General features: G+C 60.9%; 19 protein-coding genes and 2 pseudogenes. 8 read left to right on the top strand and 13 right to left on the bottom strand.

What is annotated here, in order from left to right:
• Positions 1-204 precede the first annotated feature (204 nt).
• On the top strand, positions 205-975 hold the full coding sequence (locus tag JN403_RS01470) for an SDR family oxidoreductase (RefSeq protein WP_205484894.1): 771 nt from the start codon (positions 205-207) through the stop codon (positions 973-975).
• A 167-nt stretch (positions 976-1,142) separates the two neighbouring features.
• On the opposite strand, the gene JN403_RS01465 is transcribed toward JN403_RS01470, so the two are convergent.
• The 7 genes from JN403_RS01465 to JN403_RS01435 form a co-directional block, all read right to left on the bottom strand.
• Complete coding sequence (locus JN403_RS01465; protein ID WP_205484893.1) at positions 1,143-2,279, bottom strand: AGE family epimerase/isomerase; 1,137 nt, start codon at positions 2,277-2,279, stop codon at positions 1,143-1,145.
• 107 nt (positions 2,280-2,386) lie between these two features.
• Positions 2,387-2,962, bottom strand: coding sequence for a HupE/UreJ family protein (locus JN403_RS01460; protein ID WP_205487203.1), 576 nt, complete (start codon positions 2,960-2,962; stop codon positions 2,387-2,389).
• A gap of 29 nt (positions 2,963-2,991) precedes the next feature.
• Entirely contained in the window at positions 2,992-3,606 is a 615-nt protein-coding gene (gene ureG, locus JN403_RS01455) for an urease accessory protein UreG (protein ID WP_122533795.1), read from the bottom strand.
• A 58-nt stretch (positions 3,607-3,664) separates the two neighbouring features.
• Positions 3,665-4,339, bottom strand: a complete 675-nt coding sequence (locus tag JN403_RS01450; protein ID WP_205484892.1) for an urease accessory protein UreF — start codon at positions 4,337-4,339, stop codon at positions 3,665-3,667.
• Positions 4,336-4,836 (bottom strand): urease accessory protein UreE, encoded by a 501-nt coding sequence (gene ureE, locus JN403_RS01445; RefSeq protein ID WP_122533793.1) that lies wholly within the window; start codon positions 4,834-4,836, stop codon positions 4,336-4,338. The genes JN403_RS01450 and ureE overlap by 4 nt, the downstream gene beginning before the upstream one ends.
• A 209-nt stretch (positions 4,837-5,045) precedes the next feature.
• Positions 5,046-5,678 (bottom strand): TetR family transcriptional regulator, encoded by a 633-nt coding sequence (locus tag JN403_RS01440; protein ID WP_122533792.1) that lies wholly within the window; start codon positions 5,676-5,678, stop codon positions 5,046-5,048.
• 248 nt (positions 5,679-5,926) lie between these two features.
• A complete protein-coding gene (locus tag JN403_RS01435; RefSeq protein WP_205484891.1) occupies positions 5,927-6,148 on the bottom strand; it encodes a hypothetical protein in 222 nt (73 codons plus the stop codon).
• Positions 6,149-6,464: 316 nt separating this feature from the next.
• Here JN403_RS01435 and JN403_RS01430 point away from each other — a divergent pair, with 316 nt between their 5' ends.
• Complete coding sequence (locus JN403_RS01430) at positions 6,465-8,534, top strand: AsmA family protein (protein ID WP_205484890.1); 2,070 nt, start codon at positions 6,465-6,467, stop codon at positions 8,532-8,534.
• 280 nt (positions 8,535-8,814) lie between these two features.
• On the opposite strand, the gene JN403_RS01425 is transcribed toward JN403_RS01430, so the two are convergent.
• Together JN403_RS01425 and osmE are read right to left on the bottom strand one after the other, a co-directional pair.
• Entirely contained in the window at positions 8,815-9,348 is a 534-nt protein-coding gene (locus JN403_RS01425; RefSeq protein WP_172610559.1) for a ferritin-like domain-containing protein, read from the bottom strand.
• Between the two features lie 283 nt (positions 9,349-9,631).
• Positions 9,632-9,970 (bottom strand): osmotically-inducible lipoprotein OsmE, encoded by a 339-nt coding sequence (gene osmE / locus JN403_RS01420; protein WP_122533787.1) that lies wholly within the window; start codon positions 9,968-9,970, stop codon positions 9,632-9,634.
• A 186-nt stretch (positions 9,971-10,156) separates the two neighbouring features.
• On the opposite strand from osmE, the pseudogene JN403_RS01415 reads away from it, so the two are divergent.
• Both JN403_RS01415 and JN403_RS01410 read left to right on the top strand, forming a co-directional pair.
• Positions 10,157-11,046 (top strand): annotated as a pseudogene (locus JN403_RS01415) (triacylglycerol lipase).
• Positions 11,047-11,104: 58 nt separating this feature from the next.
• Positions 11,105-11,341 (top strand): hypothetical protein, encoded by a 237-nt coding sequence (locus tag JN403_RS01410; protein ID WP_037015625.1) that lies wholly within the window; start codon positions 11,105-11,107, stop codon positions 11,339-11,341.
• Between the two features lie 26 nt (positions 11,342-11,367).
• On the opposite strand, the gene JN403_RS01405 is transcribed toward JN403_RS01410, so the two are convergent.
• Positions 11,368-12,252 carry a DMT family transporter gene (locus JN403_RS01405; RefSeq protein ID WP_205484889.1) on the bottom strand — a complete coding sequence of 295 codons (885 nt, stop codon included), beginning with the start codon at positions 12,250-12,252 and terminating at the stop codon, positions 11,368-11,370.
• Positions 12,253-12,403: 151 nt separating this feature from the next.
• Here JN403_RS01405 and JN403_RS01400 point away from each other — a divergent pair, with 151 nt between their 5' ends.
• Positions 12,404-12,694 (top strand): PsiF family protein, encoded by a 291-nt coding sequence (locus tag JN403_RS01400; RefSeq protein ID WP_205484888.1) that lies wholly within the window; start codon positions 12,404-12,406, stop codon positions 12,692-12,694.
• A 188-nt stretch (positions 12,695-12,882) separates the two neighbouring features.
• Positions 12,883-13,893: a hypothetical protein gene (locus JN403_RS01395; protein ID WP_122533783.1), complete on the top strand. Its 1,011-nt coding sequence runs from the start codon at positions 12,883-12,885 to the stop codon at positions 13,891-13,893.
• 278 nt (positions 13,894-14,171) lie between these two features.
• Here JN403_RS01395 and JN403_RS01390 read toward each other — a convergent pair whose 3' ends face one another.
• Complete coding sequence (locus JN403_RS01390; RefSeq protein WP_205484887.1) at positions 14,172-15,437, bottom strand: Hsp70 family protein; 1,266 nt, start codon at positions 15,435-15,437, stop codon at positions 14,172-14,174.
• A 294-nt stretch (positions 15,438-15,731) separates the two neighbouring features.
• Here JN403_RS01390 and cbpA point away from each other — a divergent pair, with 294 nt between their 5' ends.
• Both cbpA and JN403_RS01380 read left to right on the top strand, forming a co-directional pair.
• Positions 15,732-16,691 carry a curved DNA-binding protein gene (cbpA, locus tag JN403_RS01385; RefSeq protein WP_205484886.1) on the top strand — a complete coding sequence of 320 codons (960 nt, stop codon included), beginning with the start codon at positions 15,732-15,734 and terminating at the stop codon, positions 16,689-16,691.
• A 2-nt stretch (positions 16,692-16,693) separates the two neighbouring features.
• The gene (locus tag JN403_RS01380) at positions 16,694-16,990 is read left to right on the top strand and encodes a chaperone modulator CbpM (protein ID WP_205484885.1); all 297 of its coding nucleotides are present in this window, start codon (positions 16,694-16,696) and stop codon (positions 16,988-16,990) included.
• A gap of 225 nt (positions 16,991-17,215) precedes the next feature.
• On the opposite strand, the pseudogene JN403_RS01375 reads toward JN403_RS01380, so the two are convergent.
• Both JN403_RS01375 and ureC read right to left on the bottom strand, forming a co-directional pair.
• Positions 17,216-18,348 (bottom strand): annotated as a pseudogene (locus tag JN403_RS01375) (HAMP domain-containing sensor histidine kinase).
• 256 nt (positions 18,349-18,604) lie between these two features.
• A complete protein-coding gene (gene ureC, locus JN403_RS01370; RefSeq protein WP_205484884.1) occupies positions 18,605-20,305 on the bottom strand; it encodes an urease subunit alpha in 1,701 nt (566 codons plus the stop codon).
• Between the last annotated feature and the right edge of the window lie 11 nt (positions 20,306-20,316).

Raw genomic sequence — 20,316 nt, 5'->3', positions numbered from 1 at the left:
AGTGTCTGCAGGCCATACGGCATAAGGACTTGGAGCGATTGGTTATTTTTTATACAGCAAAGCAGTCGTATGACGATGTTGCTGATGGTGCTTGATCCCGGCCTGTCTGCGCGGGCATTCTCCAGAACCTTCCTACACGCAACGCTGCTTGCGTGACATTCCCGCTTGGCTTGATAAGCCCGCATCGTTAGTCAGGAGAAAGAAATGACCTCTACCGTATTCATTACCGGGGCCACTTCCGGGTTTGGCGAAGCCTGCGCCCGTCGTTTTGCCGAGGCGGGCTGGTCGCTGGTGCTGACCGGTCGCCGTGAAGACCGCTTGCAGGCGCTGAGCGCCGAACTGTCGAAGCAGACCAAGGTGCACACGCTGACACTGGACGTGCGCGATCGCGCGGGCGTGGAGCGCGCTGTGGAAAGCCTGCCGGCGGAGTTCGCGAAGATCCGCGGCCTGATCAACAACGCGGGTCTGGCGCTGGGGATCGACCCTGCACCCAAGTGCGATCTGGATGACTGGGACACCATGATCGACACCAACATCAAAGGGCTGGTCTACACGACGCGCACGCTGCTTTCGCGTCTGATCGCTTACGGCCGCGGTGCCAGCATCGTCAACCTTGGCTCGGTAGCGGGGAATTATCCGTACCCGGGCGGTAACGTTTACGGCGGCACCAAAGCATTCGTCGGACAGTTCTCGCTGAACCTGCGCAATGACCTGGTCGGCACCGGCGTGCGCGTGACCAACCTTGAACCGGGGTTGTGCGAGAGCGAGTTCTCGCTGGTGCGTTTCGGTGGCGATCAGGCCAAGTACGACGCGACCTATGCGGGTGCAGAGCCTATCCAGCCCCAAGACATCGCCGACACTATCTTCTGGATCATGAACACCCCGGCCCACGTCAACGTCAACAGCCTGGAACTGATGCCCGTGAGCCAGACTTGGGCCGGGTTCGCGATTGATCGCAGTCGTGGGGATAAGTAAGTAGTTCTACCGATCGTGATGATCGTTCCCGCGCTCCGCTGATCGTTCCCACGCTCCGCGTGGGAATGCGCTGACCGACGCTCCGCGTCACCGGCGGCTGGGACGCGGGGCGTCCTAGGCTGCATCCCCACGCAGAGCGTGGGGACGATCATTCCAGGGAAATCAGATCAGCCGCTGAAGTACTCGGCCAGCCCGATGTAGCAGGTCGCCAAGTGGTACGGCGTCGTCGACGGCATGTCGCTGCGGCTGATCTGCCCCTGGCTGTCGAGGCACTCGTTCCAGCCGGTGGGGTGCAGGAACTGCGCTTGCAGCGCCTTCAACTGACGCGCCAGCAGGTGCTCGCTATCAGGCCGCAAGGTCAACGCGCGCAGGTATTCGGCCTGGGCCCAGATGCGCTGCGTGCCGTCTTTCACCGAACCGTCCACTTCCAGCATCGCCGCAACCGCGCCGGTCGTTTGACCGACGCCCTGTGCCTCGGCGTGGGCGAACGCAGTCTCCAGCGAACGGTACAGCGGTGTGCCCCGCAGCCGCGCGGACGACGCCAGCAAGTAGAACCATTCAAACTGATGCCCCGGCTCGGACCAGTTATCCACAGCGTCCAGCGGTTTCTCCAGCATTACCCCGTGTTCGACATCCACAAAACGTCGCTGCATGCCTTCCACCAGCGCATCCAGCGCCGCCTGCGTGTCAGCGTCATCACGTACGGCCAGCGTGCCGAGAAATGCTTCGGCCAGGTGCATCAGCGGGTTTTGCAGCGGGCCGGCGTTCAGCGAAGACCAATCCTCGGCCAGCACGGACTCATACAGGCCATCGCCATCGGCGAAGCGTTCGCCGACCACGTTCAGCGCGGCGTTGAGCACTGATTCCACCAACGGCTCGCGGACCTTGCCCCAGTAATGCGCGCAGGCAAAGACGATGAACGCGTGGGTGTAGAGATCCTTGCGGCGGTCCAGCGGCGCGCCTTGTGGATCGATGCTGTAGAACCAGCCGCCGTGCTCGGCATCGTGAAAATGCTGTTGCAGCGAACGAAACAGCGCAGCCGCCCGAGTGGCGGCGTCGGGCACGTCGGGGTGATCGATCAGGCTTGAAAACAGGAACAGCTGACGCGCACAGGCCATGGCCCGGTAGCGCTGGGGCGGCAGAGGCCGATGCTGAGCGTCGACCGCCTCGAACGGCAGCGCCATCTCGGCATTCCATCCCGGGCCCTGCCACAACGGCACGACCACACGCATGAAGTGCTGCTGCAGCTCAGTGAACAGGGCGGACAGTTCAGACTTGGCGGTGGGAAGGGAAGCGTCAGGCATTGGATGGCGTCACGGCAAGGGCAAATTGCGCGACATGGTAGCAGGAGGTGAGGCGGGCGGGGCAGCGGGGATCGATTGATCCCCGCTCGAGCGCAGCAGACGCTGACTTACCCTGCGAACAACCAGACGCCGGTGGCGGCCGACAGTGCGCCTGCGATCCGAACAACCGGCGCCGCCGCTGTCGGCAGAAACCGCACCACGGCATAACCCGCCGCATGCAGCGCAGCGGTCGCGCCGACGAAACCGAGGGCGTAACCCCACGGGCTCGACATCTCCGGCAGTTCCAGACCGTGGGCCACGCCGTGGAACATCGCAAACAGTGCAGTCGCCGCCACGGCGGTGAATAGTGGCGGACGCACCGCCAGTGCCACCGCCAGGCCCAACGCAAACACCGATGCCGCAATCCCGCTTTCCAGTGCAGGCAGTTCCAGGCCTTCAAATCCGAGCAAGCCGCCGATCAGCATGGTGCCGACAAATGTGCACGGCAGCGCCCAGCGCGCGGCGCCTTTTTGCTGTGCAGCCCACAGCCCGACAGCGATCATCGCCAGCAGGTGATCGATGCCGCCCAAGGGATGGCTGATACCGGCCACAAGACCGCTTTCATCGTGGCCGGGGTGAGCGAAGGCGATTGCCGGTACGAGGAGCAGCGCCAACGCGCCGAATACTTTTTGCCGTTCATGAATGAATTCCTTGAGTCCTGTGGAGGTACGAATCAGGCAGCAGTCAGCAGGCCCTGACGCTCGATGAACGAAATAATCTGCTCCAGGCCGTGACCGGTTTTCTGGTTGCTGAACACGAACGGCTTGTCGCCGCGCATCTTCTTCGTGTCGCGGTCCATCATCTCCAGCGATGCCCCCACCAGCGGCGCGAGGTCGATCTTGTTGATCACCAGCAGATCGGATTTGCAAATGCCGGGTCCGCCCTTGCGCGGCAGCTTGTCGCCTGCCGACACGTCGATCACATAAATGGTGAGGTCCGACAGCTCCGGACTGAACGTCGCAGACAAATTGTCGCCGCCCGACTCGACGATGATCAGATCCAGCCCCTCGAAGCGACGATTAAGCTGGTCGACGGCTTCCAGATTGATCGAAGCGTCTTCGCGAATCGCCGTGTGCGGGCAACCGCCGGTTTCCACGCCGATGATGCGCTCTGGAGCCAGGGCTTCGTTGCGCACCAGAAAGTCGGCATCTTCACGGGTGTAGATATCGTTGGTGACCACCGCCAGGTTGTAGCGATCGCGCAGGGCCAGGCACAACGCGAGGGTCAGCGCGGTTTTGCCGGAACCGACCGGACCGCCGATGCCGACGCGTAAAGGTTGGCTGTTCATTCGTTCTCTCCGTTAAGCATGTTGTGCGGTTCGAGGTGCTGCGCCGATGGCGGCCACCTCATGATCGGAACAGGCGGCTGTACTGCCGCTCATGGTTCATGCTCGCCAGCGCCAGACCAAATGGCGCGCTGCCGATGTGGTCAGGGTTCAGAGCGGTCGCGTGTTGCTGGGCGTTTTGCAGCAGCGGCAATAATTCGCTGGTCAGGCGCTGGGCGGCTTGCTGTCCCAGCGGGAGGGTCTTCATCAGCACTGCCAACTGATTTTCCAGCCAGCTCCATAGCCAGGCGGCGAGGGCGTCCTGAGGACCGATCTGCCAGGCGCGCGCAGCCAGTGCCCAACCCAGCGCCAGATGCGGCTCGCCCACACGCTGTAGAAAGTCCCGCGCGGGCTGATCCATTTCCGGCAGGCCGTTGAGCAGTTGCTGCAGCGAATAGCCCATCTGTCGGCTTTCCAGATGCAACTCACGGGTCTCGCGGCTGGCACGGTGTGCCTCGCTCAATTGCAGTAAGGCCGCCCAGTCGTTTTGGGCAGCCGCCGTGCAGTGCACCAGTAGAAGCGGCGCTTCGAATCGCGCGAGGTTGAGCAGCAATTGATCGCCGATCCAGCGGGCGGCGCTGGCTGAATCGTGGACAGTCGATTGCTCGACCGCCATTTCCAGGCCCTGGGAATAGCTGTAGCCGCCGATTGGCAGCTGGGGGCTCGCCAGACGCAGCAGCGCCCAGGCCGCATTCACGTGCGTACGCCAAACTGATGAATGCGTGGGGCGTAGTTGAAGTCTTCCTCTCCGGCGCGGGAGTGATGATGGCCGCCACCGTAGGCGCCGTGCTCGGGCTGGAAGGGCGCTTCGAGGGATTCGGTGGTGGCGCCCAGTTGATCAAGCATGGCTTTGAGCACGTAGTCGTCGAGCAGGCGCAGCCAGCCATCACCCACTTGCAGCGCCACATGGCGGTTGCCCAGGTGATACGCCGCGCGAGTGAGCTCGAACGCGCTGCTGCACGTCACGTGCAGCAACTGCTCAGGGCGCGCGCAGACGCGGACGATTCGGCCGTCTTCAGCCTTGAGAAAGTCGCCGTCTCGCAACGGGGGCTGACCCCGCTCGAGGAAAAGCCCCACGTCTTCGCCCTCGGCACTGAAACAGCGCAGTCGGCTTTTGCTGCGCGCCTCAAATATCAAATGCAGCTCTGCGGCCCATTCAGCCTGAGGTTCGGTCCGTTGATGAATCACCAGCATCAGAAAGCTTCCAGCAATGTGCGATGCAAGGTGCTAGAGCAAGTGGCTTGCCAACAGGCGCGCAGGACAGAAATTGCCAGAATACGGTGCAGTCAGGGAGGGCTGATCACGAAGGTGCGATTTATCGGTGCGCCGGTTGTGGCGATGCACCGCCGTGGTGCGGGGATGCGCTGATCAGAGACTGAAGCAGCGCGTCGAAGCTTCGCGATTCACTCGGTACTGCCCAAACCCTGCCAGCGCTTGGCGCCAATGAAGATGAAGCGAAGCTGCTGGGTTATTTTCGCCCGGGGAGTGAGGTGCTTGGCCAGGGCCGGGGGCGGCGGGTCGATCAGTTCCGGAAGCATGGCGAACACGCTCTTCACCACCAGGTCGGCCATGACCGAGAGGTCGTCGGTGTTCAGGTGCTGGAATTTGGGCATCGATGCCAGGTCGGTCGCGAGGTCGGCGATGATACCTTCGCGCAGCGCGCCGAGTGCCTGACGGACTTTGAGCGAGCCGCCGTATTGCTCGCGCGCCAGAAACAGAAACTGCGAGCGGTTGGCAGCGACCACATCCAGAAAGATGCGGATAGACGCGTCGATGATGCCGCTGTCGATGTTGTGGTTGTGGCGCACGCGGCGGATAGTTTCGCGGAAGGTTTGGCCAACTTCACTGACCAGCGCCAGGCCCAGATGGTCCATGTCATCGAAATGCCGATAGAAACCGGTGGGCACGATGCCGGCGGTTTTCGCCACTTCGCGCAGGCTCAGACTGCCGAAACCCCGCCCGCTCTCCATCAGGCCCCGGGCTGCATCAAGCAGGGCGTGGCGGGTCTGCTGTTTCTGTTCGGCGCGGGGCAGCATGGGGCGTGTATCTGATGAAGGCATGGGCCGCAACTTTAGCAAATGCGTTTGCGTGACGTCGAACCCGGTTTTGCGTCGGGCAATAAAAAGCCCGACGATCGGGGCCGGGCTGTTCTCATGTTTTTTGTCGTGCCGATTTTTGGGTGATCTGACAGGCCTCTTCCCGGCTGAAGCCGGTCCTACGGGGTGCGCGTGTCTTCCGTGGGACTGGCTTTAGCCGGGAAGCTCTTGATCCCAGCGGGTGTCGCTCAGGAAACGCGCTGATACTGCTGAATCAGCCGATCCGGGCCGTTGTCTGCGACGCGCTGGTATTGATTGATCAAGCGATCCGGGCCGTCCTGCGCAACGGTCGGCAAACCGGAATGCTGCGTCGCCTTCGCCTCGCCGAGGATCGCTTGTTCGCTGGCAGGCATCGCGAACGCACTCGAGGCAATTAGGGAAAGGGTCAGGGCAATCAATTGGCGTTTCATGGAAGGATGCTCGGGTGTAAAGGGTTGTGTGAACGTGCTGGCGATTTTACCCCTGCCCCCTCGATAAAGAAGTTCAGCGGGCTGATGGTGACCATCGACAGAAATGATGCGAATTACGACCCCTTGCACGGCGGGCCTTTCAACGTGTTTCAGGTCGATCGCTGAGCCCGTCTGGACGTACGGTATGGGCAGGGGGCGGAACTTTTCTGACCCTGAATACAGATTTCATCAAACCCACGCGGGTTTTCTTAGTCGAACCGTTACGACGTACGAGACGCGCCCTGGACGGCGCGTCGGTTTTTGGGGAGACAACGCAATGACGCGAGGCCGTAAAATCTTCGCCTGGACAGCCGCAATCCTGCTGCTGTTGCTGGTGATTCTGATCATTGTGATCGCGACTTTCGACTGGAACCGGCTCAAGCCGACCATCAATGAGAAGGTGTCTGCCGAACTGCATCGCCCCTTTGCCATCAACGGCAATCTGGCCGTGAGCTGGCACCGTGAGCCGGATGAAGGCGGCTGGCGCGCCTGGGTGCCGTGGCCGCACATGTCGGCGGAAGACATCGCACTGGGCAACCCGGAATGGTCGAAGACGCCGCAGATGGTCACGCTCAAACGCGTCGATCTACGCTTGTCTCCCTTGCCGTTGCTCGCCCAGCGCGTCGTCATTCCGCGCATCAACCTGACCGAGCCCAATGCGAAAATCGAGCGTCTGGCCGATGGCCGCGCCAACTGGGTGTTTGATCTGCCCAAGAGCGACCCGAACGCCAAGCCATCGAGCTGGGTGATCGACATCGGCTCGATCGGCTTCGATAAAGGCTTCGTGAGCTACAACGACCAGAAGATCAATACGGCCGTCGATGTCGTCATCGATATGCTGGGCAAGCCGATTCCGTACAGCGACATCGTCGGCAGTAGCGAGGCGAAGAAAGTCCAAGACAAGGGCGCTTCGGCGCAGGACTACGCCTTCGGCTTCACCGCCAAAGGCCAGTACCACGGCCAGAAACTCAACGGCAGCGGCAAGGTAGGCGGGCTGTTGGCGCTGAAAGACGCAGCGCTGCCATTCCCGGTCCAGGCGGACGTCAGTGCAGGGGCCTTGCGTGTTGCCGTCGCGGGCACCGTGACCGATCCGCAGAACCTGGGAGAACTGGACCTGCGCCTGAAACTCTCCGGCGACAGCCTCAGCAATCTGTATCCGCTGACGGGGGTCACCTTGCCGGATTCCCCGCCGTACTCCACTGATGGCCGTCTGATCGCCAAACTGCACGACCCTGCGGGTGCGTCGTTCCAGTACAAGGGCTTCAACGGCAAGATCGGCGACAGCGATATCCATGGCGACCTGGGCTTTGTCGCCAGCGAACCCCGTCCCAAGCTCACCGGCGCGCTGGTGTCCAATCAGTTGCTGATGGCGGACCTCAAGCCGCTGATCGGCGCCGACTCCAACGCCGAGCAGAAAACCCGGGGCGGCGAGAGCAAGCAACCCTCGGACAAAGTGCTGCCGGTCGAGGAGTTCAAGACCGATCGCTGGGCGGCCATGGACGCCGATGTAGAGTTCACTGGCAAGCGCATCGTGCAGAGCGCCGACCTGCCGTTCACCGACCTTTATACCCATGTGGTGCTTAACGACGGCGTGTTGAGCCTGGAGCCTCTACGTTTCGGTGTGGCGGGTGGCAAGCTCGACGCGGATATCAAGCTCAACGGTCACACCCAGCCACTGGAAGGACGCGCAAAGCTGTCGGCACGCGGCTTCAAGCTCAAGCAATTGTTCCCGACCTTCGAACCGATGAAGACCAGCTTTGGCGAGCTTAACGGTGACGCGGACCTCAGCGGTCGTGGCAATTCGGTGGCAGCGTTGCTGGGCACGTCTAACGGCGAGCTGAAGATGCTGATCAACGACGGCGCCGTCAGCCGTGGCCTGATGGAGATTGCGGGACTGAACGTTGGCAATTACGTCGTAGGCAAGCTGTTCGGCGACAAGGACGTGAAGATCAACTGTGCGGCCACCGATGTCGGCTTCAAGGACGGTTTGGCGAGCACCAAGGTGTTTGTGTTCGATACCGAGAACGCGATCATTTACGTCGATGGCACGGCGAACCTGAAGACCGAGCAGCTGGACATGAAGGTGACGCCGGAGTCCAAAGGCTTCCGGGTCTTCTCCCTGCGTTCGCCGCTGTATGTGCGCGGACCGTTCAGCAAGCCCAATGCGGGTGTCGAGTCAGGTCCGCTGTTGCTGCGTGGCGCAGGCATGGTGCTGTTGGGCGCGGCCGTCGGACCGGCGGCGGGATTGCTGGCACTCGTAGCGCCCAGCAGCGGGGATGCGCCTAACCAGTGCACCGCATTGCTGGAGCAGATGCGCTCGGGCAAGGCGCCGAAGACAGTGAAATAAGTACGGCAGATAATTCAGCGCCATAGTCCGCTCGTGTAGGAGTGAGCTTGCTCGCGAAGACTGCATTCCAGGCACATGAGATGTCCGGGGTGTACTGGCCTCTTCGCGAGCAAGCTCACTCCCACCATTCCAGCGGCACGCCTGAGATATCGAGTCAATCACTGCCCTGTGGGAGCGAGTTTGCTCGCGAATGAACCCTTGAATCCTACACATCCCGCCTGAAAGTCACCCACAAAAAAGCCAGGGCATGTGCCCTGGCTTTTGCATTGCGTGGTGCGTATCAGAGGCCGTCGAGCAAGTCGGCCATGTCGTCGGCGTGCTCTTCTTCCTGCGCCAGGATCTCTTCGAAGATGCGGCGGGTGGTCGGGTCTTGATCGCCGATGTACTGAATGATTTCGCGGTAGCTGTCGATCGCGATGCGCTCGGCCACCAGGTCTTCAGTGATCATCTCTTTCAGCGTGTTACCGGCCACATACTGCGCGTGTGAATTCTGGCTCAGCAGGTCCGGGTTGAATTCCGGCTCGCCGCCCAGCTGCACGATGCGCTCGGCCAGCTTGTCAGCGTGTTCGAGTTCTTGATTGGCGTGTTCCAGAAACTCATCCGCCGCAGCGTGGGACTTGATGCCCTTGGCCATGAAGTAGTGACGCTTGTACCGCAGGGTGCAGACCAGTTCAGTCGCGAGCGACGCGTTCAGCAAACGCAGGACCTCTTCACGGTCAGCGTTATAGCTTTCAGTGACGGCGCCGTCTTCCACGTTTTTGCGCGCGCGCTCTCGCAGGGTAGCGACGTCGGTCATTGGGTGCAGATTGATCATCAGATTTCTCCAGGGCTTTTACGGTTTTTTCCGTCGCGCTCTGTTGCGCCATGCATAGAGCAGGCGCCCGGCAGGATCGGGTCTTAAGGTGTGAGTGGTGGGAACTGGCAAAAGTTTGATTTTTGTTCGAGGACTTTTTGACGCGGGGGGCAGGTTGTCGCTGGAGCCGGGGAAGGGTCCATTACAGCGGACCGCCCGCGTTCGTGGCGATACGGGGCATCCTTGCGATGCCCCTGCGCTCGTGATCGCGGGCGGATCAACCATTCAAACGAATGGCGTCAGATCACATGGCGCGTTCGTTGGTATCACGCTGCTCGCAGGTCATGAAACCCTTGCTGTTGACGCGGCCATTGTTGTCGAAGGTAACGTAGTAAGCCTGCTGATGGCCTTCGCGGTTCAGCACATAGTTGTTGCAGGTGCCTGGGTGGGCGCGACGTTGAACAGTCGTCGATGGCGTACCGCCGATGGTCAGGACTTGTTCCTTGGTCATGCCTTCTTCAACTTGCTTGACCAGCGGCTCATTGCGATAGGTCGCGTAATCAACCGGGTTCGGCAGGGTGGTCGATGCACAACCAGCCAATGCGGCCATGGAAATCACTACTGCCAGGGATTGCTTGAACATTCGAATCGCTCCGCGAAAAGGCCATTGTTGGCCCGTTGCTGTTAGGAGCGTTGAAGTGGCAAAAGAGTTCGATCAAATTGATGGCGATGGGGCATTACCGTTGGTTGTCATGTTCCATGAATGTTTCCCGGCTACCGTCACCTGACTGCCTTGATCAACGATACCCCCCCAGGAATCGCCTCTCTCATGCCGCAAGAACAGGCCACGCGTTACCCAATCGTCCTGGTGCCGGGATTAATGGGGTTCGTGAAGTTGGTGATCTATCCCTATTGGTTTGGCATCGTACCGGCCCTGCGTCGGGGCGGCGCGCAAGTGATTCCGGTCATGGTCTCGGCGGTGAATTCCACCGAGATTCGCGGAGAGCAACTGCTGGCGCGCGTCGAGGAAATCCTCGCGCAAACCGGCGCGGCCAAGGTCAACCTGATCGGTCACAGTCAGGGTGCGCTGACCATTCGGTATGTCGCGGGCGTTCGTCCGGACCTGGTCGCCTCAGTCACCTCAATCGCCGGGCCCAATCATGGTTCCGAACTGGCCGATTACTTCGAGGAGCATTACCCGCCTCATACCATGAAAGGGCGTGCGGTCAACGCTGCCATTCGTCTCACGACCCTCATCACCAGCCTGCTCGACACCGGTTATCGCGGCTCGCGCCTGCCGGTGGATGTCAACGCCGCGCACCATTCGCTGACCACCAGCGGCGTAGCGCGATTCAACCGGCTGTTCCCGCAAGGACTGCCTGAACACTGGGGCGCGGAGGGTGACGAAGAGGTCAACGGCGTGCGCTATTACTCGTGGTCCGGGACGCTGCAATCAGGACGCACCAACCGGGGTAAAAACCTCTTCGATACGTCAAATCTCACCTGCCGAATATTTGCTCGCACGTTCACGAAAGAGCGAGGTCAATCTGATGGCATGGTCGGGAGATTCAGTTCTCACCTGGGCAAAGTCATCGGTGACGACTACCCCTCGACCATTTCGACATCGTCAACCAGCACTTCGGGCTGGTGGGCAAGGGAGCCGATCCCGTGGGGTTGTTCCTTGAACATGCCGTGCGCCTCAAAGCCGCCGGTCTTTGACTTATTTGGCCGTAGTTCGTGATCTGTCGACCCGTGAGGTCGCGTAGGAAGTGATGCGATGAGCGATAAAGAGCTTTATGAAATCGAGTACACGCTGGCCGGTGAGCACCATGTCGATCTGATTGAAAACCTCGACGTGCCAATCATCGAGGTCGTGCACGAGCTGGCGCTCAAGCACAACGTGGCCGTTGAAGATGATCCGTTCGATACCGGTGAAGACACCATCGGTCTGCCCCACGTGCTGGGCATTACCGATGTGTCGATTCACGCTGCCGAGGATCACGACAAGGCCTGACGGTCGGGTTCATCCGACGGGCAGGTTTAACGGATCGCGGCCTTGCGCAGCGGTGTGGTCCAGCGTTCTGCCAGGATCACTCCGCCCAGCGTCAGGGCACCGCCGATGAAGTGATACGACGCCAGCTGCTCGCCCAGCGCGAGTGCGGCAACCAGCGCTGTCAAGATCGGCACCAGGTTGAAAAACAACGTGGTACGGCTTGGCCCGAGGATGGAAATCGCTTTCATCCACAGCAACGGCGCGAGCATTGAAGTCGGAATACACGCATAGAGCACCAACGGAATGTTGCTCGCGTTTAAACCGGTTTTTGGTGAAACCAGGAACAGCGGGAAAAGCGCAATGATCGCCACCAGAATCTGCAGGTAAAGCAGCTGCAACGGCGGCATGCGCAACTGCCATTTCTTCAGCAGCGTGCTGTAGGTCGCATACGCCAGCGTCGCGACAAGCATCATGACATCGCCCACGTTGATGCCATGGGCAACCAGTAAGCTCCAGCTCCCCTGCGACACCACCCACAACACACCGGCAAATGACACGAATGCGCCGACCAGCGCGCCGGCTGTCAGCCGTGTGCCAAGGCTGGCGATCGACATGCCCAGAGTCATCACCGGCACCAGCGACAGAATGATGCCCATGTTCGTGGCCGTGGTGATGTTTGCCGCGTAGTACGCCAGGCTCTGATAAATCGCCATGCCCAGCACGCCAAGTATTACGACTTTGCCAATAATCGGCCTGATCTTCGCCCGATTGCGCAGCACGGGGCCGAGCAGAAACGGTGTGAATAGCAAGCCCGCCAACAGCCAGCGATAAAAGCCGATCTCGGCCGGGAAAATACGCCCGGCGGCGGCTTTGGTGATGACGTTGTTGCCCGCCCAGATCATGACGGTGAGCAGTGGATAGAGGTATTGCATGAGCGGACCGGCTGTTAAATGAGGCGCCATTATCGGCCTGCCAGTCCGCACGTCCAGCGCACGCTGCGCATTTGCAGAAATACGCAGCAACATTCTTTGGCTACACTGGCTTTAGAGCCATGCCGGTGCGTGGCGCTTCCGGAGAGAACCGATGACGATGCTGCGTATTCCTCTGCTGGTGATGGGCTTGCTGTTGAGCGCTCAGGGTTTTGCTGCCACCGCGCAACAAAACAAGATGACCACCTGTAACGCCGATGCCTCGGCCAAATCGCTGAAGGGCGATGATCGCAAGGCATTCATGAGCACCTGTTTAAAGGCCGCGCCTGCGCCTGCCGTGACCCAGCAGGAGAAAATGAAGACCTGCAACGCCACGGCCAGCACTCAGGCGCTCAAGGGCGACGCACGCAAGGCCTTCATGAGCGATTGTCTTAAAAAGAAATAATTTTCCAGGCCAACCGCGGGCATCGATTTCCGGCGCCAGCCCCTGCACTTTCAGCGATTGCGGCCGATGATCTGGCCTGCAATCGCAGCCTCCCAACGCTTGAGCTCTCAAGGGCTTTCGCGTCGCTGGTTCTCCACTCAGAACGCTGGCAGACTGCCCATCCTTCACGCCGCTCGTTTTGAGGCTGTATGCCAACGTTTACGCCCCGTCAAGTCTATCTGGCCAGTTGTATTCTCGTGTTCGGCGGGCTGCTGCTGGTGCTGCCGCTCAATCTTTTGCCCAGTCTGCTGGCGGGTTTGCTGGTGTACGAACTGGTCGACATGCTCACGCCGCAGCTGCAACGGCTGATTGCCGGCGAACGCGCGCGGTGGCTGGCGGTGGCGTTGCTGGGCACTCTGGTGGTGACCGTATTGGCGTTGCTGTTTGCCGGCGCGATCAGTTTTTTGCTGCACGAAGCGGAAAACCCCGGCGCGTCGCTGGATAAATTCATGATTCTGGTGGACCGCGCCCGCGGTCAGCTGCCGCCCTTTATCGACAACTACCTGCCGGCCAGCGCCACCGAGTTTCAAGTGTCGCTCAGCGCCTGGCTGACCAAGCACCTCGGTGAGCTCCAGTTGCTCGGCAAAGGCGCGGCGCACATGTTCGTCACCCTGCTGATCGGCATGGTGCTGGGCGCGATCATCGCCCTGCAGCGCATCCCCGATGTCACCAAGCGCAAGCCATTGGCGGCGGCGCTGTTCGAGCGTCTGCACCTGCTGAGTCAGGCCTTCCGTAATATCGTCTTCGCGCAGATCAAAATCTCGCTCCTGAACACGGCGTTCACCTCGATCTTTCTGGCGGTGATCCTGCCGCTGTGTGGCGTTCACTTGCCGCTGACCAAAACCCTGATCGTCCTGACCTTCCTGCTGGGCCTGCTTCCGGTGGTCGGTAATTTGATGTCCAACACGCTGATCTTTATCGTCGGCATGTCGTTGTCGATCTGGGTGGCGGTGGCGGCGTTGGGGTATCTGATCGTGATCCACAAGGTCGAGTATTTCCTCAACGCACGGATTGTCGGCGGGCAGATCAGCGCCAAGTCGTGGGAATTGCTGCTGGCGATGCTGATCTTCGAAGCCGCGTTCGGCCTGCCGGGGGTGGTGGCTGGACCGATTTATTACGCGTACCTGAAGAGCGAACTGCGCCGGGCGGAGTTGGTTTAGCGATTGGTGCTCAAAAGATGTGCACCCCGTTTCACGGCGGCACGCGGTCAGTAGGACCGGCTTCAGCCGGGAAGAGGCCGGTTTGAATACCCCAAGATTTGCGGCGTGACACCTGACGCCTTCCCGGCTGAAGCCGGTCCCACTGAGTGCACGCGGTCAGTCAGTAGGACCGGCTTCAGCCGGGAAGAGGCCAATTGGCGCACCATTAGATTTGCGGCGTGACATCTGACGCATTCCCGGCTAAAGCCGGTCCCACTAAAAAGCGGGACAGCCGCGAATCAGCCGTAGCGCTTCTTCGCTTCGATCGCCAGGCCGCTGCCGATGCTGCCGAAGATGTTGCCTTCAACGTGGCGGGCCTTGGGCAGCATTGCGGCAACGCTGTTGCGCAGGGCCGGGATGCCGCTGGAACCGCCGGTGAAGAACACGGTGTCGACATCGGTGACGCCAACCCCTGCCTGATTCAGCAGGTTCGTCACGCTGCCGCGCACGCGTTCGAGCAATGTATCGATGGACGATTCGAATAACTGACGAGTGAGGTCGACGCTCAGGCCAGGCTCCACGCGGTCCATTGGCACCAGACGGCGGTCCGCTTCGGTCAGCTGGATCTTCGTCTCTTCCACTTCCATCGCCAGCCAGTGACCGGCGCGTTGCTCGATCAGCTTGAACAACCGGTCGATGCCCTGGGTGTCTTCGATGTCATAACGCATGCTGCCCAGCGCCAGTTGCGACTTTTGCGAATACACCGAGTTAATCGTGTGCCAGGTCGCCAGGTTCATGTGCGTGCTGGTCGGCATGTACGCGCCGCTTTTCATCCGGCTGCCATAACCAAACAGCGGCATCACGCCCTGCAGGCTCAGTTGCTTGTCGAAGTCGGTACCGCCAATGTGCACGCCACCGGTGGCGAGGATGTCGCTATGACGGTCATCGATCAGACGACGTTCCGGCGACAGACGCACCAGCGAAAAGTCCGACGTACCGCCGCCGATGTCGACGATCAGCACGAGCTCTTCACGGTCCAGCGTCGACTCGTAGTCAAACGCCGCTGCAATCGGCTCGAACTGGAAAGAAACGTCCTTGAAACCGATCTTGCGCGCGACGTCGGCCAGTGTGTCTTCGGCTTCCTGATCGGCGGCAGCGTCGTCATCGACGAAATGCACCGGGCGGCCCAGCACGACTTGCTCGAAGGAGTGGCCGGCAGCGGCTTCGGCGCGCTTTTTCAGTTCGCCGATGAACAGCCCGAGCAAGTCCTTGAACGGCATCGCCGTACCCAGCACGCTGGTGTCGTGCTTGATCAGCTTGGAACCCAGCAGGCTCTTGAGCGAGCGCATCAGGCGGCCTTCGTAGCCCTCGAGGTATTCGTGAAGGGCGAGGCGACCGTAGACCGGGCGGCGCTCTTCAATGTTGAAAAACACCACCGAAGGCAGCGTGATCTTGTCGTCTTCCAGGGCGATCAGCGTTTCCACTCCAGGGCGTAGCCAGCCGACCGTGGAGTTGGACGTGCCGAAGTCGATGCCAAGGGCACGGGCCGGGGATGGAGTGCTCATCTGCTTTGCATACCAGTCAAAAAACGGCCGCGCAGTGTATGCGAGTGCGCGCCGGATGCGTAGCGCGAAACGTCGGTTTATCGCCCGTCCGGCATCTATTTCGCGTGCGCGTCTTGAACTGCGGCGTCTAGCCCCAATCTAGCAGGCAACTCTTAATGCTTTTGGCCGGTCTGGACAGCGTTTCATTTCGCGCGACTGCGTGCCGATAACCTTGCAACGTTCAACGCAGCCAGCGTTCACCTGTGAAACGCGGTGCGAACTGGGCTGGATATTCCAGAATTGGGTGACCGTCACATGGACTTCAAAGACTATTACAAGATCCTTGGCGTAGAGCCGACGGCGGACGAGAAGACAATCAAGACCGCCTATCGCAAGCTCGCGCGCAAGTATCACCCCGACGTCAGCAAAGAGCCTGGCGCGGAAGACAAATTCAAAGAAGCCTCCGAAGCGTATGAAGCGCTCAGCGATCCTGAAAAACGCGCTGAATATGACGAGATTCGCAAATACGGCAGTCAGGGCCGGTTCCAACCGCCGCCTGGCTGGCAGGGCCGCGGTGGCGCGGGCGCGGGTCCGGGCTTTGGTGGCGGTGGCTTCGAGGACGGCGATTTCTCCGACTTCTTCAGTTCCATCTTCGGCAATCGCGGGGGTCAGCAAGGCGGTCGGGCCCAGAGCCCGGGGCGTCGAGGGCAGGATGTGGAGATGGAACTGGCGGTGTTTCTGGAGGAGACGCTCTCCACCGAGTCCAAGCAGATCAGCTTCAAGGTGCCGCAGCACAGCGCCAACGGCCAGCGCATGGCGGACATTACCAAGACGCTGAACGTGAAGATCCCGGCAGGCGTCACCGATGGCGAGCGCATTCGCCTCAAGGGGCAGGGCGCTCCCGGCGTGGCCGGCGGCGAGAAGGGCGATCTGTATCTGATCATCCGTCTGGCGCCGCACCCGATGTTCGACGTCGAGGGCCATGACCTGATCATCACGGTGCCGATCGCGCCGTGGGAAGCGGCGCTCGGCACCAAGGTGGCCGTACCGACGCTGACCGGCAAGATCAACCTGACCATCCGTCCAGACAGTCAGAACGGGCAGCGGCTGCGGGTCAAAGGCAACGGTCTTTTGAACAAGCAGGGCCAGCGCGGTGATCTGTACGCGCAGCTCAAAATCGTCATGCCAAAATCCACCGATGAGGCGACCAAAGCGCTGTGGGAGAAGCTGGCCGCGCAGGCCGCGTTCGATCCGAGGGCTCAATGGAGTAACTGATCATGAGCAACACCCTGGTCATCGACATGCAGGAGTTCTGTGAGGTGGTCGATCTACCGGCCGCCTACGTCATCGAGATTGTCGAGCACGGCATTCTCGAACCCCAGGGACGGCAGCCGGAGGAATGGCTGTTCGACAGTGCAGCGCTGTCGATCGCCAGGCGTGCGGTTAAATTGCATCACGAATTGCAGCTGGAATGGGACGGCGTCGCCCTGGCGCTCAACCTGCTCGAAGAGCTTGAACGCGTGAGAGCGGAAAATCGCATGCTCAGGCAGCGATTGGGGCGGTTTCTCGAGTGAAGGGCCGCCACAGGAAGTTTGCGGAGCCGGCCTGGCGCCTGCTATCAGGAATCGGATCGACTCGCTGATTTTCCTGCTGATCACGAACCTGTGTGAGCGAGCTTGCTCGCGAAGAGGCCGGTGCAGTCGCTACATCTCCGGTGGCTGGAATCCCGTCTTCGTGAGCAAGGTGGAGCGCCACCCCGGTCACTCCCATATGGGCTGTGTTTGCTGCCCCACCGCTGTTTAGGCTTTCTTCGGCAACTCCACGGTAAACGTCGTGCCGTCTCCGACATTCGACACAACAGTGATGCTGCCATCATGGGCGTTCACCACTTCTTTCACGATGAACAGCCCCAGGCCCAGGCTGGTGGACGGGTTGTGAATGCCGGCTTTTTCGTTGGCCGAGCGCACCAGCGGATCGAAGATACTGCCGATGGCTTCTTCTGCAATCGGCTCGCCGTCGTTTTGCACCGAAAGACTGACGTGGTTTTCGCTGCCGGTGAGTGTCACGTTCACCCGACGCGTTGCCGCGCCATGCTGCAAGGCGTTGCCAATCAGGTTCTGCAGTAACTGCGCGATACGTGCCTGATCCCATTCGCCCCGGGTGTCACCGGTGCTGGTGAACACTGCGTTGCAGTCGGGTTGCCCCGCCGTGGCTGCATCAATGGCTTCGCGGCAGGCCAGGGTCATCTCCATCGGCTTGCGCTCGACCGGCAAGGTGACGCCAAGGCGACTGCGCACGAATTCCAGCAAATCGCTGATCATAGTCCCCATCAACAGGCTGCTGCTCTTGATGCGCTTGATGTAAGCAAGATCGGCCTCTGCCAGCGTGGTCTTGCGCATCAGCACTTCGGACGACATGCCGATGGCCTGCAAGGGGCGCGCAGGTCGTGACCGAGAATGGCGAGAAAGATGTCCCGCGACCGTGTCACGCGATCAGCGTAGGCGGCAGTCGATTCGGCCAGGGCTTCATCGATGGCCTCGTTGAAGCGGATCATATCGGTGATGTGACTGGTCTTCGGCTCCATATGGCTTTCTGCCCAAAAGCGCACCACCGTTGCCCGGAGGTGGCGGAACTCTGAAGTCATCTGCACCAGATCAAACCCGACGATATGCCGTAACTCGCCATGACTGGAGGCAGCCTGATCGAGTGTCGGGGTTTTGCCGATGGCTTCGCCCTGCGCTTTGGCGATGCGTTCGGCTTTGGTCTGGGCGGTGTTCATGTCACGGGCCGCAGCGAGGAGGATTGCCTCGGCATGGTCGCGCAGCTCCATTGAACTCATCTGGGCGGCTGCGGGCGTCAGCGTGGCCGCAAACCGTTCCCACTCATCGACGATGCGATCCACATTCTGAACGATGAAGTCCGAAAGACGCATGGGGAACTACCTTGCTGGCGTGGCGCTGAATGAGAGCGCGCATAGTACCGCCATGTTGTTGCAGGAAGCACCACGCATTTGCGTGGGCTTCCCCGAAGCGTTGGCGTGCCGTTCATTTGGAGCAGTGTCGGGCAGGAAACCAGCCATGTGGAGTGAGTGTGCTCAAGAAGACGCCTTTTCAGCCGCTGAGAGAGAGGGCGGATGCGCCGGCCCCTTCGCGAGCAAGCTCGCTTCCACAAGACATTGAGTTCTTCGCTTAAAACAGAAAATACCGCTGCGCCATCGGCAAGACCTCGGCCGGTTCGCACCACAACAGCACGCCGTCGGCCTTGACCTGATAGGTCTGCGGGTCGACATCGATATTCGGCAGGTAGTTGTTGTGGATAAGGTCGGCCTTGGTCACGTTGCGGCAGCCCTTGACCACGCCGATCTGTTTCTTCAGGCCCAGCTGCTCCGGAACACCCGCATCGAATGCCGCCTGGCTGATGAAAGTCAGGCTGCTGGCATGCAGTGAGCTGCCGTAGCTGGCGAACATCGGCCGGTAGTGAACAGGCTGTGGCGTGGGAATTGAGGCGTTGGCGTCGCCCATCAGGCTGGCGGCAATCGAGCCACCCTTGAGGATCAGCGTCGGTTTCACGCCGAAGAAGGCCGGGCGCCAGAGCACCAGATCCGCCCATTTGCCCACCTCCACAGACCCCACCTCATGGCTGATGCCGTGTGTGATCGCCGGGTTGATGGTGTATTTGGCGATGTAGCGTTTGGCGCGGAAGTTGTCGTTGCCATCGCCGTCACCCGGCAATGGCCCACGCTGACGCTTCATTTTGTCGGCGGTCTGCCAGGTGCGCATGATCACTTCGCCGACGCGGCCCATGGCCTGGCTGTCGGAGCTGAGCATCGAGAACGCGCCCAGATCGTGAAGGATGTCCTCGGCGGCGATCGTTTCGCGGCGGATGCGGCTCTCGGCGAACGCGACGTCTTCGGCGATGCTCGGGTCCAGGTGATGGCAGACCATCAGCATGTCCAGGTGCTCGTCGATGGTGTTGCGGGTGAACGGCCGGGTCGGGTTGGTCGAACTTGGCAGGACGTTGGGGAAGCCGCACGCCTTGATGATGTCCGGCGCGTGACCGCCACCGGCACCTTCGGTGTGGTAGGTGTGAATGGTGCGATTTTTGAACGCCGCCAAGGTGGTTTCGACGAAGCCGGATTCGTTCAGGGTGTCGGTATGGATCGCCACCTGCACGTCGTACTGATCGGCGACGCTCAGGCAATTGTCGATGGCCGCAGGCGTGGTGCCCCAGTCTTCGTGCAGCTTGAGGCCGATGGCGCCCGCCTTGACCTGCTCGATCAGCGGCTCTGGCAGGCTGACGTTGCCCTTGCCGGTGAAGCCGATGTTCATGGGAAACGCTTCGGCGGCCTGCAGCATGCGCATCATGTGCCACTTGCCGGGCGTGACCGTGGTCGCGTTAGTGCCCGTCGCCGGGCCGGTGCCGCCGCCGATCATGGTGGTGACGCCACTCATCAGCGCTTCTTCGATCTGCTGCGGGCAGATGAAGTGGATGTGCGTGTCGACGCCGCCGGCGGTGAGGATCATGCCTTCGCCAGCGATGACTTCGGTCGCAGCACCGATGGCGATGGTCACACCGGGCTGAATGTCCGGGTTGCCAGCCTTGCCGATGGCCGCGATGCGCCCGTCCTTGAGGCCGACGTCGGCTTTGACGATGCCCCAGTGATCGATGATCAGCGCGTTGGTGATCAGCGTGTCGACCACTTCCGCGGCCACGCCCTGGCCCTGGCCCATGCCGTCACGAATGACCTTGCCGCCGCCGAACTTCACTTCCTCGCCATAGACGGTGAAATCCTGCTCGACCTCGATCCACAGCTCGGTGTCGGCCAGACGCACACGGTCGCCGACAGTGGGGCCGAACATGTCAGCGTAGGCTTGTCGGCTGATCTTCATTCTTCGTTCCT

The sequence above is a fragment of the Pseudomonas sp. 15A4 genome (genome assembly GCF_016925575.1).
Taxonomy (GTDB): domain Bacteria; phylum Pseudomonadota; class Gammaproteobacteria; order Pseudomonadales; family Pseudomonadaceae; genus Aquipseudomonas.
The sequence above is the reverse complement of the archived record's forward strand: the minus strand, read 5'-3'. Positions and strand labels throughout refer to the sequence as shown.

Excerpts from the sequence above, each read along its gene's own strand:
- JN403_RS01390 (WP_205484887.1), bottom strand. The coding sequence starts at position 15,437 with ATGAGCACTCCATCCCCGGCCCGTGCCCTTGGCATCGACTTCGGCACG.
- cbpA (WP_205484886.1), top strand. The coding sequence starts at position 15,732 with ATGGACTTCAAAGACTATTACAAGATCCTTGGCGTAGAGCCGACGGCG.
- JN403_RS01395 (WP_122533783.1), top strand. The coding sequence starts at position 12,883 with ATGCCAACGTTTACGCCCCGTCAAGTCTATCTGGCCAGTTGTATTCTC.
- JN403_RS01465 (WP_205484893.1), bottom strand. The coding sequence starts at position 2,279 with ATGCCTGACGCTTCCCTTCCCACCGCCAAGTCTGAACTGTCCGCCCTG.
- ureC (WP_205484884.1), bottom strand. The coding sequence starts at position 20,305 with ATGAAGATCAGCCGACAAGCCTACGCTGACATGTTCGGCCCCACTGTC.
- JN403_RS01435 (WP_205484891.1), bottom strand. The coding sequence starts at position 6,148 with ATGAAACGCCAATTGATTGCCCTGACCCTTTCCCTAATTGCCTCGAGT.
- ureG (WP_122533795.1), bottom strand. The coding sequence starts at position 3,606 with ATGAACAGCCAACCTTTACGCGTCGGCATCGGCGGTCCGGTCGGTTCC.
- JN403_RS01410 (WP_037015625.1), top strand. The coding sequence starts at position 11,105 with ATGAGCGATAAAGAGCTTTATGAAATCGAGTACACGCTGGCCGGTGAG.
- ureE (WP_122533793.1), bottom strand. The coding sequence starts at position 4,836 with ATGCTGGTGATTCATCAACGGACCGAACCTCAGGCTGAATGGGCCGCA.
- JN403_RS01440 (WP_122533792.1), bottom strand. The coding sequence starts at position 5,678 with ATGCTGCCCCGCGCCGAACAGAAACAGCAGACCCGCCACGCCCTGCTT.
- JN403_RS01405 (WP_205484889.1), bottom strand. The coding sequence starts at position 12,252 with ATGCAATACCTCTATCCACTGCTCACCGTCATGATCTGGGCGGGCAAC.
- JN403_RS01470 (WP_205484894.1), top strand. The coding sequence starts at position 205 with ATGACCTCTACCGTATTCATTACCGGGGCCACTTCCGGGTTTGGCGAA.
- osmE (WP_122533787.1), bottom strand. The coding sequence starts at position 9,970 with ATGTTCAAGCAATCCCTGGCAGTAGTGATTTCCATGGCCGCATTGGCT.
- JN403_RS01430 (WP_205484890.1), top strand. The coding sequence starts at position 6,465 with ATGACGCGAGGCCGTAAAATCTTCGCCTGGACAGCCGCAATCCTGCTG.
- JN403_RS01400 (WP_205484888.1), top strand. The coding sequence starts at position 12,404 with ATGACGATGCTGCGTATTCCTCTGCTGGTGATGGGCTTGCTGTTGAGC.
- JN403_RS01380 (WP_205484885.1), top strand. The coding sequence starts at position 16,694 with ATGAGCAACACCCTGGTCATCGACATGCAGGAGTTCTGTGAGGTGGTC.
- JN403_RS01425 (WP_172610559.1), bottom strand. The coding sequence starts at position 9,348 with ATGATCAATCTGCACCCAATGACCGACGTCGCTACCCTGCGAGAGCGC.